The sequence below is a fragment of the Lentzea sp. NPDC051208 genome (assembly GCF_040682435.1).
Taxonomy (GTDB): domain Bacteria; phylum Actinomycetota; class Actinomycetes; order Mycobacteriales; family Pseudonocardiaceae; genus Lentzea; species Lentzea kristufekii.
The window spans coordinates 14,372-30,583 of record NZ_JBFBAW010000019.1 but is presented as its reverse complement, the minus strand read 5'-3'; the positions used below and the strand labels follow the sequence as shown (position 1 = coordinate 30,583).

At 70.2% G+C, this 16,212-nt stretch carries 21 protein-coding genes; 11 read left to right on the top strand and 10 right to left on the bottom strand.

Annotated features, from left to right (window positions below):
* Nucleotides 1-61: 61 nt before the first annotated feature.
* A complete protein-coding gene (locus tag AB0M48_RS35740; protein WP_363850421.1) occupies nt 62-523 on the bottom strand; it encodes a hypothetical protein in 462 nt (153 codons plus the stop codon).
* Nucleotides 524-747: 224 nt separating this feature from the next.
* Between AB0M48_RS35740 and AB0M48_RS35735 the strand changes: the two genes are divergently transcribed.
* Complete coding sequence (locus tag AB0M48_RS35735) at nt 748-1,335, top strand: histidine phosphatase family protein (protein ID WP_363850418.1); 588 nt, start codon at nt 748-750, stop codon at nt 1,333-1,335.
* Between the two features lie 102 nt (nt 1,336-1,437).
* On the opposite strand, the gene AB0M48_RS35730 is transcribed toward AB0M48_RS35735, so the two are convergent.
* Entirely contained in the window at nt 1,438-2,877 is a 1,440-nt protein-coding gene (locus tag AB0M48_RS35730; protein ID WP_363850416.1) for a sialidase family protein, read from the bottom strand.
* Between the two features lie 231 nt (nt 2,878-3,108).
* Nucleotides 3,109-3,387: an isoamylase gene (locus tag AB0M48_RS35725; protein WP_363850413.1), complete on the bottom strand. Its 279-nt coding sequence runs from the start codon at nt 3,385-3,387 to the stop codon at nt 3,109-3,111.
* 239 nt (nt 3,388-3,626) lie between these two features.
* Here AB0M48_RS35725 and AB0M48_RS35720 point away from each other — a divergent pair, with 239 nt between their 5' ends.
* Nucleotides 3,627-4,346 carry a DUF998 domain-containing protein gene (locus AB0M48_RS35720; protein WP_363850410.1) on the top strand — a complete coding sequence of 240 codons (720 nt, stop codon included), beginning with the start codon at nt 3,627-3,629 and terminating at the stop codon, nt 4,344-4,346.
* 70 nt (nt 4,347-4,416) lie between these two features.
* Nucleotides 4,417-4,644 carry a DUF2188 domain-containing protein gene (locus AB0M48_RS35715; protein WP_363850407.1) on the top strand — a complete coding sequence of 76 codons (228 nt, stop codon included), beginning with the start codon at nt 4,417-4,419 and terminating at the stop codon, nt 4,642-4,644.
* On the opposite strand, the gene AB0M48_RS35710 is transcribed toward AB0M48_RS35715, so the two are convergent.
* Nucleotides 4,645-5,073, bottom strand: coding sequence for a helix-turn-helix transcriptional regulator (locus AB0M48_RS35710; protein ID WP_363850404.1), 429 nt, complete (start codon nt 5,071-5,073; stop codon nt 4,645-4,647).
* A 207-nt stretch (nt 5,074-5,280) separates the two neighbouring features.
* On the opposite strand from AB0M48_RS35710, the gene AB0M48_RS35705 reads away from it, so the two are divergent.
* Nucleotides 5,281-5,694, top strand: a complete 414-nt coding sequence (locus tag AB0M48_RS35705) for a DUF4383 domain-containing protein (RefSeq protein WP_363850401.1) — start codon at nt 5,281-5,283, stop codon at nt 5,692-5,694.
* A gap of 163 nt (nt 5,695-5,857) precedes the next feature.
* On the opposite strand, the gene AB0M48_RS35700 is transcribed toward AB0M48_RS35705, so the two are convergent.
* Nucleotides 5,858-6,259 carry an ATP-binding protein gene (locus AB0M48_RS35700; RefSeq protein WP_363850398.1) on the bottom strand — a complete coding sequence of 134 codons (402 nt, stop codon included), beginning with the start codon at nt 6,257-6,259 and terminating at the stop codon, nt 5,858-5,860.
* A 759-nt stretch (nt 6,260-7,018) separates the two neighbouring features.
* Between AB0M48_RS35700 and AB0M48_RS35695 the strand changes: the two genes are divergently transcribed.
* Genes AB0M48_RS35695 through AB0M48_RS35675 form a run of 5 tightly spaced genes read left to right on the top strand, consistent with a single transcriptional unit; the run spans nt 7,019 to nt 9,894 of the window.
* Nucleotides 7,019-7,702: a response regulator transcription factor gene (locus tag AB0M48_RS35695; protein ID WP_363850395.1), complete on the top strand. Its 684-nt coding sequence runs from the start codon at nt 7,019-7,021 to the stop codon at nt 7,700-7,702.
* Nucleotides 7,699-9,078 (top strand): HAMP domain-containing sensor histidine kinase, encoded by a 1,380-nt coding sequence (locus tag AB0M48_RS35690; RefSeq protein WP_363850393.1) that lies wholly within the window; start codon nt 7,699-7,701, stop codon nt 9,076-9,078. The genes AB0M48_RS35695 and AB0M48_RS35690 overlap by 4 nt, the downstream gene beginning before the upstream one ends.
* Nucleotides 9,075-9,269: a hypothetical protein gene (locus AB0M48_RS35685; RefSeq protein ID WP_363850390.1), complete on the top strand. Its 195-nt coding sequence runs from the start codon at nt 9,075-9,077 to the stop codon at nt 9,267-9,269. Before AB0M48_RS35690 ends, AB0M48_RS35685 begins: the two co-directional genes overlap by 4 nt.
* The gene (locus AB0M48_RS35680; RefSeq protein ID WP_363850388.1) at nt 9,266-9,610 is read left to right on the top strand and encodes a DUF202 domain-containing protein; all 345 of its coding nucleotides are present in this window, start codon (nt 9,266-9,268) and stop codon (nt 9,608-9,610) included. Before AB0M48_RS35685 ends, AB0M48_RS35680 begins: the two co-directional genes overlap by 4 nt.
* On the top strand, nt 9,607-9,894 hold the full coding sequence (locus AB0M48_RS35675; RefSeq protein WP_363850386.1) for a DUF202 domain-containing protein: 288 nt from the start codon (nt 9,607-9,609) through the stop codon (nt 9,892-9,894). The genes AB0M48_RS35680 and AB0M48_RS35675 overlap by 4 nt, the downstream gene beginning before the upstream one ends.
* A 57-nt stretch (nt 9,895-9,951) precedes the next feature.
* Here the strand turns inward: AB0M48_RS35675 and AB0M48_RS35670 are convergent, their stop codons facing one another.
* Complete coding sequence (locus AB0M48_RS35670) at nt 9,952-11,337, bottom strand: MFS transporter (protein WP_363850384.1); 1,386 nt, start codon at nt 11,335-11,337, stop codon at nt 9,952-9,954.
* A gap of 127 nt (nt 11,338-11,464) precedes the next feature.
* On the opposite strand from AB0M48_RS35670, the gene AB0M48_RS35665 reads away from it, so the two are divergent.
* The gene (locus AB0M48_RS35665) at nt 11,465-12,352 is read left to right on the top strand and encodes a LysR family transcriptional regulator (protein ID WP_363850381.1); all 888 of its coding nucleotides are present in this window, start codon (nt 11,465-11,467) and stop codon (nt 12,350-12,352) included.
* 42 nt (nt 12,353-12,394) lie between these two features.
* On the opposite strand, the gene AB0M48_RS35660 is transcribed toward AB0M48_RS35665, so the two are convergent.
* The gene (locus AB0M48_RS35660; RefSeq protein WP_363850378.1) at nt 12,395-12,574 is read right to left on the bottom strand and encodes a hypothetical protein; all 180 of its coding nucleotides are present in this window, start codon (nt 12,572-12,574) and stop codon (nt 12,395-12,397) included.
* Nucleotides 12,575-12,753: 179 nt separating this feature from the next.
* Between AB0M48_RS35660 and AB0M48_RS35655 the strand changes: the two genes are divergently transcribed.
* Complete coding sequence (locus AB0M48_RS35655) at nt 12,754-13,044, top strand: hypothetical protein (RefSeq protein WP_363850375.1); 291 nt, start codon at nt 12,754-12,756, stop codon at nt 13,042-13,044.
* Between the two features lie 100 nt (nt 13,045-13,144).
* Here the strand turns inward: AB0M48_RS35655 and AB0M48_RS35650 are convergent, their stop codons facing one another.
* The 3 genes from AB0M48_RS35650 to AB0M48_RS35640 are packed head-to-tail and all read right to left on the bottom strand — an operon-like array spanning nt 13,145 to nt 16,151.
* Nucleotides 13,145-14,482, bottom strand: a complete 1,338-nt coding sequence (locus AB0M48_RS35650) for a PEP/pyruvate-binding domain-containing protein (protein WP_363850372.1) — start codon at nt 14,480-14,482, stop codon at nt 13,145-13,147.
* Entirely contained in the window at nt 14,470-15,078 is a 609-nt protein-coding gene (locus AB0M48_RS35645) for a transcriptional regulator (protein WP_363850369.1), read from the bottom strand. Before AB0M48_RS35645 ends, AB0M48_RS35650 begins: the two co-directional genes overlap by 13 nt.
* Nucleotides 15,075-16,151, bottom strand: coding sequence for a TetR/AcrR family transcriptional regulator (locus tag AB0M48_RS35640; protein ID WP_363850366.1), 1,077 nt, complete (start codon nt 16,149-16,151; stop codon nt 15,075-15,077). The genes AB0M48_RS35645 and AB0M48_RS35640 overlap by 4 nt, the downstream gene beginning before the upstream one ends.
* Nucleotides 16,152-16,212 lie beyond the last annotated feature (61 nt).

Below are 16,212 nucleotides of genomic sequence, written 5' to 3'. Positions count from 1 at the left end.
CACGACGACCGTATGGGCGGCGCGACAAGTCTGCACAACGGCGAGTCGTCTCGGCAGATCGTCAGGTCGGTTCCGCCTTGGAGATCGCGTAGTAGGCGTCCACGGTGTCGCCGTCGATGCCCACGTAGACGTCGACCCACGCCGCCGCGGCGCGCACCAGCACCAGCACCGCGTCGAACTGCTGGTCCTCCGTCAACGTCCCCAGCACCCCGGCGACACGCCGGTCGTCACCGCACGCCAGACCGCTCAACACCTCCGAGGCCACCTCGGCCGCCCGAGCGCAGGTCGCGTCACCTCGCGTGGCCGGCACGGAGATCGGAATGCGGACGGACGGCTCGAGCGAGCCGCGCGGAACGCCGCGCAGCAGGATCGCCGCGCACGTGTCGATCGCGACCACCCGCGTCCGCTCGTCCGACACCAGGCACCGCACGGCGTCGACGGACCAGAGGTGATCACGCCTGTTGACGGCGCCCACCGCGGCCAGGGTCAGCTCCCTGGCCTGCACTTCATCGAGTCGATGCATCGACTCCCGGTCTCCTTCGCGATCGGCCCCGACTGCGCCCCCGCACATGGATTTCTGTATTGCTACAACCGCAACTCAGCCATGTTCAAACGACCCTGCCCCCGCTGCATGACGAGTGGCCCGCAGTTCACCCGTCCGCAGCAGCGCATCCGATGACACAATCAGTCGTACGCCGCTCCGGATGTTGATAACATCCGGATGTTGACGACCTGGGAGAGTTCACGATGGCGATTCGGCACCTCTACGTGGTGCGCCACGGCGCGGCGGACCCCTTCGGCGAACTCATCGGCACCGGCGTACGACAGGCGCACCTGCTGGGCGAGCGCCTGGCCCGGTCGCCGATCGACGCCGTCCTGCACTCGCCCCTGGCCAGGGCGGCGAGCACAGCGCAGATCCTGGGCGAACACCTGCCAGGCGTCCCCGTCACCGAGGCGCCGGAGCTGGTCGACCACGTACCGCACGTACCGGCCGATCCGCCGCCCGCGTGGGCAGGCTTCTTCGACGGCTACGACGCGGCGGAAGCAGCCGCCGGCGCAAGCCTCGCGGAAGCGTTGACCACCCGATTCGCGCGCCCGGCAGAGACCGAGTCCCACGAGGTCCTGGTCACGCACGCCTACCAGGTCGCCTGGCTGGTGCGCCACGCCCTGGGCGCACCGCCGGACCGGTGGCTGGCGATGAGCTGCGGCAACACCGCGCTGACGGTCATCCAGTTCCGCGACGGCACGCCGCCGGCCTTGCTGCTGTACAACGACATGAGCCACCTCCCGGAGGAGCTGCGCTGGACGGGCTTCGGTCCGGGCACCCGGCCCTGAGCAGCTCACCGGCCGAGGAGCTTCACGTCGAGCTCGCCCTGCGCCGAACGCGTTCGGCCCGTGTGACGGGTGCGGGCAGGCCGCTCGCACCCGTCGCATTGGTCAGCTGTGGTTCAGCCGCACGGCGTGTACGTCGGCTCCGTCGCCGATGGTCGAGGTGAAGAACGCGATGGTGTGGTTGCCCGAGATCGTTTCGAGGCCCATGTAGTCGCCGAGGAACAGGCCGCGCGGGTCTCCGGGCGCGAAGTACGAGACCGGTGCCCGGTAGTGGTCGAACGGCCCGTACAGGTGCTGTTCAGGCTCCCAGGTCCGGGTGCCGTTCTGCGAGTGGCGGACCCACATGTCGGTGGTGGCGACGCCGTCACCGAGGACGTTGTTCCGGTCGTCCCAGTAGGTGAGGGTGACCATGCCGGTGTCCGACACGTCGATCGCCTGGTTGTACGACTGCACACCGGGTCCACCGGTGGCGACCACCGCCGGGGCGCTCCAGTGCCTGCCGCCGTCGGTGGACTTGGTCAGCACCACCTTGTTCAGCGCGGTGCCGAGGCCGTCGGCCCAGACCACGTAGATGGCGCCGGTGGTCATGTCGACCGCGATGTCCGGCAGGTAGTCCCCGGCGCGGATCGGGAAGCCGTCGTCGGGCACGAACAGCTGGGTGGTTCGGATCGGCGAGATCTTCACGGGCGCCGACCAGTGCAGTCCGGCGTCGCGGGAGCTCATGACGCCGATGTAGACGCCGTTGTCGTTCAACCCCGCGCCGGTGAACAGGTTCGCGGTGACGTTGTACAGCGTGCCGTCCGGGCCGACCGCGATCTGGTTGCCCTGGAAGTAGGAGTTCGAGTCGCGCATCGGCACCGGCGTGGACCACGTCAGCCCGCCATCGGTCGTGCGGGAGATCATCGGCTTGCCGCGATAGGCGAACGAGTGGAGGTCGGCGGCACCGCTCTGCCTGCCCTCGTTGGGATAGCTCACGCGGTTCCAGGTCGCGTAGGCGTGACCGGGGCGGGTCGGGTCCCCCGTGACGGAGACCTTGTCGTTGGTGACACCCCGTTCACCGGTGTCCTCCTGGAGGATCCGCGGCGGCCGCCACGTGCCGGTGTTCCGGTCGAAGCTGGTCACCGAGATCGCGGACAGGCCGAGGGCGCCCGAGTCGATCGGCTGACCGATGAAGTAGGCGTTGCCCACCTTGTCGTAGGAGACCCATGGGTCGGTGACACGACCGAATCGGGCCGGGCCGCCCTGGCAGCCGCTCCACGGCACGTCCGGCAGCTTGCTCCACGAGGTGCCGCCGTCGTGGGTGATCCACGAGGTCAGGCCGCGTGCGCCGCCGTCAGGCCAGCGGTCCTGCTGGGCCACGCCGATCATCTCGGCCGGGTCGACGGGGTTGACCGCGACCTGCGGCTCGACCTCGGCGTTGTCGTAGGCGCTCGCGAAGTCAGCCGACGCCCCGAAGGGACAGGCCGTCAGCGCCGAGGCGCCGCTGACCAGGACATCACTGCCGAGTGAGAACGGCGCCGCCGACGCCCCGGTTGCTGTGCTCAAGACGATGAGAGGGACGACCGCCGCAGCCGCGGTGAGCCGTCTGGTCGCATGCATGGTGGTACCTCCGCATGTCCGAATACCCCCTCACGGGTGAATCGCCGCAGCGGGGCGGATCGTTGCGCCTGCCTTGGTGCGGGTGGGGCGGCGCAACGCGGACACCGGATTCGAAGTCCACCAGGGTGAAGGGTGCGTACGGCTGAACCTTCACTCGCCGGCTGACTCGTGACCCCGTCAGACGGTGATCACGCAGCCGTGGTCGTCCTGGGCCGCCGCGTCCGAGTCGTCGAACCAGTGGCCGTTCGAACCGAGGTAGCGGAAGCGCAGCGTCGTGCCACGCGGAACGACGACCGCCGCGGTGCGGTGGCCGTTGGAACGGGCACGGAATTCGGTCGCTCCCGGCGTCCAGCCGTTGAAGTCGCCGACCACGCTCACCGGTCCTGGCGGCTCGTGCCGCGGCAGCGTCCAGGTCACCCGCACGTGCTTGTCCTTGGTGGGTACGATTCGAATCATCCGCTCGTCGTTCCTTCCAGGTGTTCCACTCGCGACGCTGCGACAGCCTGCCGGTCTTGTCCACATCGGACGAGTCGGCGCGCCTGAGGCGGGCGTGAGGTCGCCGGATCGAGTGATCCCGCGAAGGTCGTATCTCGTCAAGATCCGTGATGTCCGGTCCGCGGCCTGAGCGAGTCACTTGGCGGGGCAGAATTCCCTCGAGGACACCGACCGGTGACCGGTGCGGTTGAGGAGCGAGAATGGCGCGACCGGGCGATCTGCGACGGGAACCGTCGGTCACCGCGGCGGTGCTGTGGGCGTTGGGAAGTACCTGGTACCTGATCTCGGAGGCCGTCGCGGCGTCCGCGTTCCCGGACTACAGCTACACCCGCGACTACATCAGCGATCTCGGCGCCGTGCGAGAGGGGCCGCTCGGCGAGCGGCAGATCGACTCTCCCCTGGCGGAGGTCATGAACCTGGGTTTCCTGCACCAGGGCCTCTTCTTCTTACTCGGAGCGGTGTTCCTGGCGCGGGCTGCACCGGGCGGCCGGGGGCGTTCGGTTTTCCTGGTGCTGGCAGTCGTGCACGCGGTCGGCAACGGCCTGGTCGCCATCTTCCACAGCGGTCACACCGATGACCTTGCCGCGGCCCTGCATCCCGTCGGAGCGGTCATGGCCATCCTCGGCGGTAACCTCGCGATCGTCGCCGCGGCTCTCCTGGTCCGCCGCCACGCCGTAGCCCGGATCGCCGGCTTCGCGTTGGGCGGCGCCGGCCTCACCTCACTGCTCGCACTCGGCTTCGCCACCGCCTCCGGGACAACCTTGTTGTTCGACAACGGAACGTGGGAACGCGGCTCCGTCTACGCGATCACCACCTGGCAGCTCGTCGCTGCGACAGTCGTCCTCACCACCAGGTGCTGCCGGACCGGGGAGGCCCCGTCCTCCGGCTGCTCGCGCAGAACTGACACGATCATCGAGTGAACTGCGTTGTGTCGAAGATCCGATTCGTGGGCATCCGAGTCAGGTCGAACACAACAGTGAGGAGACCGTGATGAAGGGTGACGTCGAGACCTACCACGAGAACGGGACCTGGAAGACCAAGGTCGAGGGCAACTCGCAGGCCTCCAGCACCCACGACACCAAGGACGAGGCGATCACGAAGGGCCGCGAGATGGCCGTCGACCGCGGAGTCGAGCACATCATCCGCAACATGGACGGCACGATCAGCGAGCGGAACACCTACCCCCGGCGCCGCGACCCGCAGGACATTCCGGGCTGATCACGTGGTGGCCGTGAGGTCGACGTCTGCGAGCGCGCGTTCGAGTTCACGCCGGTTCTTGGCACCGAGTTCGTTGCGGATGCGGGTGACGTGGTGCTCGACTGTCTTGGCCGAGATGAACAGCGCGTCGCCGACTTCGCGGTAGGTGAGCCCGTCGCGCACCAACGCGGCGACCTCCTGTTCGCGCTCGCTCAGGACTTCGGGGCCGCCGTTGCCCCGGCCGCCGTTCGTGCCGTGGAACTGCCGGGCGATGTCGAGCAGCTGGGTCATCGCCTTGCGGTCGGTGGTGTGCATGGCCGCGTCCGCCGCGTCCGCTGCGTCGTCCAGCGCCGCGAGGTGTTCCTTCGCCGCTGGGCGGTCGCCGAGCAGAAGTGTGGTGCGGAAGGCGTTCCACCGCGGCAGGGCTGACCACAATGGAGGGTTGCCCAACGGCTTCGACCTGAGCCTCTGACCACACGTTCGCAAATGCCGCCCCGACCGCGCGCCGGGGCGGCATCGGCGCGTTCGCCAGCCGAAGGCGGTCACCACCTCCAATCCACGGCGGCCCGAGCACCGAATCACCCTTGTCGCTTCACGTCACGGGTTCCGGAGGTGAGTCTCTTGACTCCATCACGCTCTTCCCGCTCCAGCCACGACGTGGCATTCCGCCGGCCGGTCCAGCTGCTCGCAGCGGTGGTCGGTGTCGTGTTCCTGCTCGTCGGCATCCTCGGCTTCGTCCCCGGCATCACCACGAACTACGACCAGCTCTCCTTCGCCGGTCACCACGCCGGTGCTCTGCTGCTCGGCGTCTTCGCGGTCTCCGTGCTGCACAACCTCGTCCACGCCGCGTTCGGCGTCGCGGGCCTGCTGATGGCCAGGACCGCTCGCGGGGCCGCCGCCTACCTCGTGGGCGGCGGTGTCATCTACCTCGTGCTCTGGTTGTACGGCCTGGTGATCGACCACGACAGTGCCGCGAACTTCGTCCCGGTCAACACGGCCGACAACTGGTTGCACCTCGGTTTGGGCGTGGGCATGCTCGCCCTCGGACTGCTCACCGGCCGGAGCAGGTGATCGACCTCCGATGACCGGGGCACGTCCCGGCCGTCGTCTGCGGACGATGAGGACGCCACGCCGTGGTTTCGGCGCCGGCGTCCTCGTCGTGTTGCCGGTACCGGTCAGTCGAGCGAATCGCTGACGAAGTGCTGTCCCCGCCGCAGCCGCGGGACGCCCGCGCTCAGTCGGCCTTCAGGCTCCGGACCTCTGCCCACACCGTCTTGGCGACAGTGCGCCGCCTGCAACCCCAATGGGTCGACAGGCGGTTGACGATCACCAGGCCGGCACCGTCGCACTCCGTGTGGCTGTGCCGCCCGAGCACCGGCAGGCGCGCGGGACTTCCGTCCTCGACCTCGATCCTGATCACGCTTCGCTCCCGCACCAGCCGCACGCAGAGGCGGCGCGGACCGTCGGCATGGCGGTACGCGTTCTCGACCAGCTCAGTCATGATCAGCAGGGCATCCCCGACGCGGGCTTCGTCGACGTCGGCGAGCGCGTCACGGAGCCTGCGGCGGTCCTCGGCCACCGACAGGTCGCCGTCGGGCAATTCGCGTTCGACGAGCACGTCCGTGGAATCACTCACGTGCTCTCCCCTCGCCGAGCCAGGTGGAGAGCACGCTCTCCCCGAAACGATTGATCCAAACAAGTTCGGATCTGCGGACTTTCTCCCACTTGTCCGTCTGGTCATTGCGGAAAGATCTAACACAGTGCCGTTCTCGCAAGAAAGGCGGGCTCGAAGTGATGATGAGCGAAGCGCCGGCCGAGCCGGCGGTGGCGGGAGCGGAGACGCCTTCGAAGGCAGCGCCCTCCGTCTGCGCGGAGTCAACATCCCCGACCGGCGATCAGCGGTTCTGATCCGGTCGGACAGGTACCAGGCGGCGCTGCGACGGATCCCGCGCTGAAAGTAGGAGATCCTGCTGCTCAGGCGCCCTCGACGCGCTCCACGACGTGGCGTCCGGGACGCGTCGGAGCTGAGACCGGCAGGGTGAATGCCGGCTGAGGGTTCGGCCAGCGTTCTCCCTGAAGGTGAGGTTCTGGTGCGGGCATCCGCTGCACCAGCTCGTGCCCGCACCGCCCAGCTTGCCCGAACAGGCGCGTCTCCGACCTTGCGGACTCCTTGCAAAACACGCGAGACGGGAATGGCATCGATTCCTTCCGATGATGACGGGCCGGCGATCTGTAAGCATTCCGCAAGGTCGGTGGCGATACTTTGTTCGAGGTCTTCGCCCGCATTCCGCTCTCGCCGTCCGGTCTGGGTCCGACCGTGCGACGTCCCCCGAAGCCGCCGCGCGAGGTGACCGGTGGAAAGCTGCTCCGGCAAGGGAGTGAGGACACAGAGGACATGAACTATCGCGTGCTGCTCGTCGAGGACGACGAGCGCATCCGGCAGGCGCTCGGGCTGGCGCTGGGCGACGAGGGGTTCGACGTCGTCGAGGCGGCGTCCGGCGAGGAAGCGCTGTACCGGCTCGACAACGACGTGTTCGACGTCGTGCTGCTGGACCTGACACTGCCCGGTGTCGACGGCCTGGCCGTCTGCAAGGCGCTGCGGTCCCGCGCCGACCTCCGGATCATCATCGTGACGGCCCGCACGGGAACCGCTGACGTGATCGCGGGGCTGGAGGCCGGCGCCGACGACTACGTCACCAAACCGCTCGTCGCGAGCGAGCTGTCGGCCCGGATCCGGGCTTTGCTCCGGCGTCGGCGCACTGACCTGCAGAACGCCGTGTACCGCATGGGCGACGTCGAGATCAGGCCCGACGAGGGCGTGGCGCGCCGCGCCGGCGCCGACCTGCGCCTCACCAAGACGGAGTTCCGGCTGCTGGCCGAGCTCGCGACGGCAGAGGGGCGGATCGTGACCAGGGAGCAGCTGCTTCGCCGTGTTTGGGGGTACGACTACTACGGCGACACCAGGCTGCTCGACGTCCACATCCGCCGGCTGCGCTGCAAGGTCGAACGCGATCCCGATGCTCCCGAGCTGGTGCTCACGGTCCGCGGTACGGGCTACCGGGTGGATCGGACTCCGTGACCGGCCGCAGACGTCCGCGGCTCTCCCTGCGCTGGCGGCTCGCCGCCGCGTTCGGCCTCGGCTCGTTCCTGCTGTCCAGCGTGCTGGCGATGGCGACGTGGAACCTGTCCTCCGGGTATCTGCTGCGGCAGCGGGAGCAGAGTGCGGTGCAGCAGGCCGAGGTCAACGCGAACGTCATCGACGAGGAGTTGCGGCGCGGCGGCGAGGGACTGGACAAGCTGCTCACCGGTCTGACCACGGGCCCGGACTCGACCATCCTGCTGTACCGGCCGCACGAACTGCGCTCCAGCGGACGCCAGGTCGACCCCTCGGTCCTTCCGCCGCGGCTGCTCGAACTGGCTCACAGCGGCATCGCCGCGAGGCAGCGGCTCGTGGTCGACGGCGTCCCGGTCATCGCCGTCACGTTGCCGATCACCACCGGCGACGTGCACTACGTGGAGTTGTCACCCACTCTGCAGCTCGACCGCACGTTCCGGTTCCTGAGCGCCGTGCTCATCGCCGGAACCGTGATCAGCGGAGTGCTCGGCGTCGCGTTGGGAGGGTGGGCGGGCAGACGGGCGCTGCGCCCGCTGACCGAGCTCACCGCCGTGGCCCACCGCGTCGCGGGAGGAGATCTCCGGTCGCGCATGCCCGAACGCGCGGACCCCGACCTCGCGCCGCTGGCGCGGACGTTCAACAAGACCGCCGACGAGCTCGAACGACGGGCCTTGCGCGACGCCAGGTTCGCCGGTGATGTCAGCCATGAACTCCGCTCGCCGCTCACCACCATGTTGAACGCGGCCGAGGTCCTGCGCCGCCGGCGTGAGGAGATCCCTGGCACGGCGGGACGAGCGACCGATCTGCTCACGTCCGAAGTGGACAGGTTCGCGCGCATGGTCGTCGACCTGCTGGAGATCTCCCGGCTCGATCAGCAGGAGGACGACCGCGCGCTGGAGCCGGTCGACCTCGGCGGGCTCGTGCGCAACGTACTCGCCACGCGGTCCGACGCGGTCGTCCCGGAGGTCGAGGTGGACTCCACCGCACCGCTCGTGATCGCCGACCGCCGTCGTCTGGACCGCGTGGTCAACAACCTGCTCGACAACGCCGAGCGTCATGCCGGTGGCGCGGTGCGCGTTGCCGTCCTCCGCAACGACCGCAAGGTCCGGCTCGAGATCGACGACAGCGGTCCCGGTGTCCCGGCCGAGTTGCGTGAACGGATCTTCGAACGGTTCGCGCGCGGCGCCCAGGCCGGTAGCAGGGGTGCGGATTCCGGCAGTGGGCTGGGGCTTGCTCTCGTCGCAGAACACGTGCGCCGGCACGACGGTCGCGCATGGGTGCAGGACCGGCCCGGCGGGGGCGCGCGTTTTGTCGTCGAGATCCCGGAGGCCACCGCATGACGAGCCGGACACCGTTGGCGTTGCTGATCGTCTGCCTCACGACCGGCTGCGGGGTGTCGGCGCAGGACGAACCCGTCCTGATCACCTCCACGCGCTCCGCCGAGCCCACCCCTACCATCACGATCAAGTCCACGGTGGCGCCGGCCACCACGTCGACCACTGCCGCGCGCGACAGCCAGGAGAGGCGATGACGGCCGAACAACCGGGCCAGGAGCCCGACTACCGGTTCACCCTCGCCAACGAGCGCACGTTCCTGGCCTGGATCCGCACGGCACTGGGGTTGCTCGCGGCCGGCGTCGCGGTGCGTCAGTTCGTACCACCGTTCGACTGGGCCGGAGCCACCACCGCGCTCGCGCTCGCGTGCATCGTCCTGGCGGCGATCGTCGCGGCCACCAGCTTCCCGCGGTGGCGGCGCGCTCAGCAGGCCATGCGAGCGGGAGCCGCGCTGCCGCCCAGTCCCATGGTCGCGGTGCTGGCAGCGGGCGTGTTGTCGCTCGCCCTGCTCGCCGCGGTACTGGTGATCGCCGGATGAACCGTGACGCCGGCCTGCAACCGGAACGCACGAACCTCGCCTGGCACCGCACCGCGCTGTCCGCCGCCGCGTGCTCGCTCCTGCTCGTAGGCGCGGCGGCGCGACACGGCTGGGGCCTGGCGACCCTGCCCGCCGCGTGCACCGCCGGGGTGTCGGTGACGCTGGTCCTGCTCGCCCGGCGCGGACAGCTCGCCGCCCGCCCGCGAGTCCTGCTCGCCCTCACCACCCTCGTCATCGGTGCGTGCGTGTCCGCCGTCCCGCTCGTCCTGGGCAACGGGAGCTGACGCCGGCACCTCGCTACGCCGGGCCGGCACGAAGTACGCGACCGCTTCGAGGAACACCTAGCGCGTGTGACGTCGCGCGCCCAGCGTCACTCCGAGTCCCAGGACGGCGAGCGTCGCGGCGACGCCGAAGGTCCAGTGCGTCGCGCGGGCCGACTCGACCGGTGTCGCCGCGGTGACGTCGGTCGTGCCGGCGGCGAAGGCGAACACCGCTCCCATGACCGAGGCCCCGGTGATGAGGCCCAGGTTCCGCGAGAGGTTCAGCAGGCCGGACACCACGCCCCGCTCGTGCGCGGGCACATGTCCCATCACCGCCGTGTTGTTGGCGGCTTGGAACAACGCGTAGCCGGAGGTGATGGCGACCAGCGGGAGGAGGTAGCCCAGGACGCCGGCCCCCGTGGGCATCACGGACAACGCCGCCGTGCCGCAGAGGACGCCGCCGAGTCCTACGACGACCACCGCGCCGCTGCCGAAGCGGTCCGCGGCACGCCCGGCCGGGACACCGCTGAGAGCCGACACCGCGGGGCCGGCCGACATCACCAGGCCGACCAGAGCCGGTGCCAGGCCGAGCGTCGCGGCCAGGTGGAAGGGACCCACCACGAGGGTCGTCATGACGATGGTCGTCACGAGCGCGCTGGAGGTCAGGCCCGCGGCCAGGACCGGGTCGCGGACCATCGCGATGTCGACCAGCGGGACCGCGACCCGGCGCTCGACGAGCACGAACGCCACGAGACCGGCCAGTGCCGTGACGAGCAGTCCGACCGTGAGAGAAGCGCTTCCGACGGTCACGGCCACCGCGTAGGCGCCCAAGGCGATCGCCAGCAACGCCGTGCCCACAGCGTCGAAGCGGGACTTGGCGGGCGACCGCCGGGACCTGGGCAGGACCTGATGGACGAGAGCGAACGCGAGAACACCGAGCGGCACGATGACGAGGAAGATCGCACGCCACCCGAAGACCCCGACGAGAACGCCACCCAGGGCCGGCCCCAGCGCCGTGCCGACCGCGGACGTGGTTCCCAGCAGGCCCATGGCCGCGCCAGTGCGCCCATCAGGCACGGCGTCGGCCGCCATCGCCATGGTCAGGGCCATCATGCACGCGGCACCTGCTCCCTGCACCGCCCTGGCGGCGATCAGGAACGGCAGGTCCGGGGCCAGACCGCACAGCAGCGTGGCGACGGTGAACACGGCGATGCCACCGAGCAGGACGCGGCGGCGGCCCAGGGTGTCACCCAGCCGTCCGGCGCCGACGATCAGCGTCGTGGTGGCCAGCAGGTAGGCGATCACGACCCACTGGACGGCGCCGAACGGCGCGTCGACCGCCGTGGCGATGTCCGGCAGGCCGACGGTGGCGATGCTGGTGCTCAGCGACGGCAACAGCATCGACAGCGACAACGCGGTCAGCGACCACGTGAGAGCCGGTTGTGTCGTCTTGTGGAGTGATCTCAAGGGCTTGGCACCTTCGTGGAGTCGGGGAGGTGCGATCGACGCTAGGTCCGTGCCTGACCTGGCGGAAGGCGCAAAGATGGAAAGGTGTTTGTGCACGCGACGCCAGGTCACGTGCGACTCTGTGCGCATGGCCCGCGACCTCAACCTCCTGGTGACTCTCGACGTGCTGCTGGAGGAGGGCAGCGTCACCCGAGCCGGCGAAAGGCTCGCTCTGAGCCCTTCGGCGATGAGCCGCGCACTCGCGCGCCTGCGCCGCGCCACGGGCGACCCGCTGCTGGTGCGGTCCGGTCGCGGGCTCGTGCCCACCCCGCGCGCGATCGAGTTGCGCGACCGCGTGCACGGCCTGGTGCGGGAAGCGGAGGAAGTGCTGCGGCCGGTCGCGGAACTGGACCCGGCCACGCTCGACCGGACGTTCACCCTGCGCGTGGGCGACGGGTTCGTCGAGCGGTTCGGACCCGGGTTGGTGGCGGCGGTCGGCTCGGAGGCGCCCGGCGTGCGGCTGCGGTTCCTGCGGAGGGCCACGAAGGACACCGGCTCGTTGCGCGCCGGAAGCGTCGACCTGGAAACCGGTGTGATCGACCGGCCGCTGACGCCGGACGTGCTCAGCGAGCCGCTGCTGACCGACCGGTTCATCGGGGTGGTGCGCGCCGGACACCCGCTGACCACCGGCGAGATCACCGTGGCCCGCTACGCCTCCGCGCGGCACGTCCACGTCGCCCGGCGCGGCGTGGAGGAGGGCCTGGTGGACGAGGCGCTGCGCCCGACCGGTCTGCGGCGCGACATCGTCACCGTCGTGGACGGCTTCGGCGCCGCCCTGGCGCTGGCGAGGGCATCGGACCTGGTGGCCACCGTCGCGGAACTCCACGCCGCTCCCCTGTGCCAGGACATGCACTCCTTCGCGCTGCCCTTCCCGCTGCCCGAGGTGACGGTGTCCTCGCTCTGGCACGCCAGGTTCGACGCCGACCCCGCCCACCGATGGCTGCGCACCCTCGTGCGGGAGGCCGTCAAGGCGTGACGACACGGCCGGGCACCTGCGGACGAGACGGCGAACGGTGAATCAGCTGTCGTCGTGGACGACCCAGACGTCCATGTCCCCGACGATCCGGGCTCCTTCCAACACGAGCAACCGCGATCCGGGATGCAGGCTGGGCCGAACCAGGTCGCGCACCAGAAAGTCGATCTTGCAGGTACGACTTCCGTCCGCAGGCTCTTCCAGCTGTTCGACCAGGATGCTCAAGTGGTCGGCCGATCCGGCTGCACCTCACTCTCGCCACCCGACCGAACACAGCACTCAATCGTGTGACGGTGCGAAGGTGCGGCGCAACGACGTGTCAGGTCGTGCGCACTCCTTGCCGATGAGCCGTAGGGCCCGAGCTGTCGGGCTTCATCGTGATCAACGGCCTGGAGGCCCTACCCATGCGAATGCTCGGGAAGCTCGTCGTCGCGTCCGTCATCGCCGGAGGCATTGCGTCCGTCGCGTCGACTGCCAACGCTTCCACCGCCACTCCGCGGAACCTGATCGGAAATCAGCTCGGTGTGATCGACATCGCGAGCCAGAACTCGGGGGTCGACAACGGCAACACGGACGGCTCCACCAGTCACAGCACGAACCTCCAGAACTCTGCGCAGCAGATCGTCACTGATGCCCAGTCCATCGATGTTGTCGCGGACATCGAGGTTCTGGAGAAGCCTCTCGTCCTCGTCTGACGGGTAGCCGTTCGGCCGGGCCGGCTTCGGCTGCGCACACCCGCAGGTTCGGCCTCCTGCAGTTCGGGGAGCCCAGCTCTTCGAGGCCGCGCACGACTTTCTAGCGCCGCCTGAGCACAGCGTGCGCGGCCTCGAGTCGCTCAGCCTCGTCCCGCTCCGAGCGGTCCCCCGACACCTCGTCCGCCCACCCCAGCAACCGTCCCAGGTGCTCGTCCGCCCCTCCCGCGACGATGCGCGGCGTGCCGGACACGACCTCGCCGCCGGTCCCGTCGATGGTGAGCATCGCGCCCACTCCGGCGGTGTGTCCGCCCAGCGCTATGGAGTCGCTGCCCACGACGAGGTTGGCAACGCCGACGACGGCGGGTTTTCCCATCGAGCGGGCGACGACGGCCGCGTGGCTCGCCGGGCCGCCCCGGGCGGTGACGATGCCGGTGGCCGCCGCCAGGCCGCGGATGTCCTCCGGTGACGTCTCCGGGCGCACCAGGACGACCGGGCCTTCGGCGGCCATGCGCACCGCCTCGTCGGCCGTGACCGCGACCCTGCCCGCCGCGACTCCGGGGCAGACGCCCAGTCCGCGCGCGATGACGTCGGCATCCGGAGCGATCCGGGGTACACGGACGTGCCGGAGGTCGTGCGGTGCCACCCGCAGGAGTGCTTCGTCTCGGGTGATCGCGCGGGCGTCGGCCAGGTCGGTGGCCAGGCGGACGGCGGCGGCGCCGGTGAACCTGCCCGGCCGCACCTGCAGCAGCCACAGCGCACCCGACTCGAAGGTGAACTCGACGTAGCACGCGTCGCGGTAGTGCTGTTCGATGCGGTGCAGGGCGTCGAGCAGATCGCGCCAGATCGCGGGCTCCCGGTCCGCGAGTGTGTGCAGGGGCAGGGTCAGCGACCGGCCCGAGACGACGTCGTCGCCCTGGTGTCCGAAGAGGACTTCGCCGAACGGCGCGTTCTCGCCGGTGCCGGGGTCGCGGCTGAACGCCACACCGGAGCCGCTGTGACGGTCGCGGTCGCCGAACACCATCCGTTGCACGATCACGGCCGTGCCCAGGTCGTGCGGGATGCCTTGCAGGGTGCGGTAAGTGCGGGCGCGGGGTGTGTTCCACGACGAGAACACCGACTGCAGCGCCTTGTGCAGCGAGTCCGGCGTGGGGCGAAGGTTGAGGATCGTGTCCATCATGCCGGGCATCGACACGGCGGCTCCGGAGCGCACCGAGACCATCGACGGTCCCAGCGTTTCGACGGCGGAAGCCAGTTCGTCAGCGAGACCGTCGGGAAGCCGGCCCGTGCGGAGGAAGACCCGGCAGGCCTCGGTGGTGACGACGACACCGGCGGGCACCGGCAGGCCGAGGCGGTGCAGCAGCACGAGGCCGTGCGCCTTGCCGCCCACGACCTCCGGCGGTTCGCCGAGCGCGCCGGAGAGGTGCCTCACCCAGCCCATCGTGCGATCCCCAGGGTGGCGAGCAGGTCTTCGTGCAGTTCCGCCCAGATCGCGTGGTAGGAGTCGATGGTGTCGGCCAGGCGTTCCCGCTCCCCCGCCTGAGCGCGGTCCAGGGCTTCGGACAGGCGCGCGTCGTACCGGCCGAAGCGCGGCGCGGCGGCGGCGAGAGCGGCGATCACCACGACGGCACGGGCGTGGAAGTCGCCGAACAGGGCGAGGACGCGGGCGTCGTAAGCGGTGTCGCTGTGGTCGTTGACGGCCGTGACGCCGTCGGCGGACCGGATCTGCCATGCCGTGCACAGGTCGAGCAGTTCGGGGTTGAGCACGAGGAACGCGTCGAACGCCTCGGCCAGCGCGGGACGGGTGCCGGCCGACTCCAGGTCGGCCTTGATCCGCTCCGCGTCGGCGGAGCGGCCGGACTCCGTCAGCGCCCACCCGCCGAAACCCCTGTGGTGCGTGACGAGACCGGCGACCTCCAGATCGATCAGCTCGGACTCCACATCGGACTCCTCGAGCCCCGTGAACGAGGCCACGCGGGTGAGTCCGGAGGTACCGACGCAGCGCAACGCGTGCAGCACCGACAGATCCCTGCTCACGACGTCGCCTCCCGCCTGCGCGCACCAGCCGCGTACCCGGCACCGCGGCCGTGGGCACGCGCGACGATCACGCCGTCCCGCACGCTGACCGCGGACTCGGTGTCGTCGCCGGCATCGGTGAGGCCGATCGCCGACGCCACCAGCGCGTCGTCGTCGAGCACCAGCCGGACGTGTTGCCAGGTCTCGGGCGCGAACACCCGCCTCAGACAGCCGACGGCGTCCGCCACCCGGAGCCGGACGAGGCGCCCGGTCTCCTCCCGATCGCCGGTGACGACGGCCAGCGTGACCTGTTCGCCGGGCTTCGCGGACCGCACGGCCTCCTCGGCCGCGCCGAGACGACTCGCGCCCAGCACCACCACCAGTCCGTTCGCGAGATCCACCTGCTCACCGCTGATCTGATCCACGAGCCCCTCGGGCGCGGTCCAGGCGTCCGCGCACGTCCGCGCCGGGGCCACGTACGGCAGGTGCGGCGGTGCCCAGGCGTCCTCCAGATCGATCTCGGCCAGGTGCCTGCACGCGTGCGCGACGTCGAACGGGTCACCGAACCCCGGCGACGTCTCCGCCCGGTGGCCGGCGCCGTCCAGCATCGTCAGCACCAGCTCCGCCAGCCGCACCCGCCGGGCCGGCGCGCCCCGTTCGAGGGCGACGGCCAGCAGCAACGTCTCCAGCCGGGCGAGCTGCGCCAGCACGGCCGGACCGCGCTCGTCGTCGAAGACGCCGTCCAGCGACCGCAACTGCAGCCGGCCGCCCGGCGCCGAGTCGCCCACCAGCGGCAGCCGTTCGAGCCAGACCCTCGCGAACACCCCCAGCGCGTCGACCCTCGACGTCGGCGACACCGTCGCCCGGGGTTCGCCCGCCGAGACCTTCTCGATCAGGTCGATCAGCACCGCCAGGTACAGCGCGCGTTTGCTCGGGAAGTTCGAGTACACCGCCCCGCGGGTCAGCTCCGCCCGTTCGGCGATCCGGTCGACCTTCGCCGGCTGGAAACCGTGCTCGGCGAACTCCTCCCTCGCCGCCGCCAGCACCGCGGCACGCGTGCGCGCCTGCTGCTGCACCCGAGTCAGCCGAACCATCGCCACTCCCGCCGAACGCAACTGAGATGTTGTGAACATCCAGATTACATCAACGTCCGAG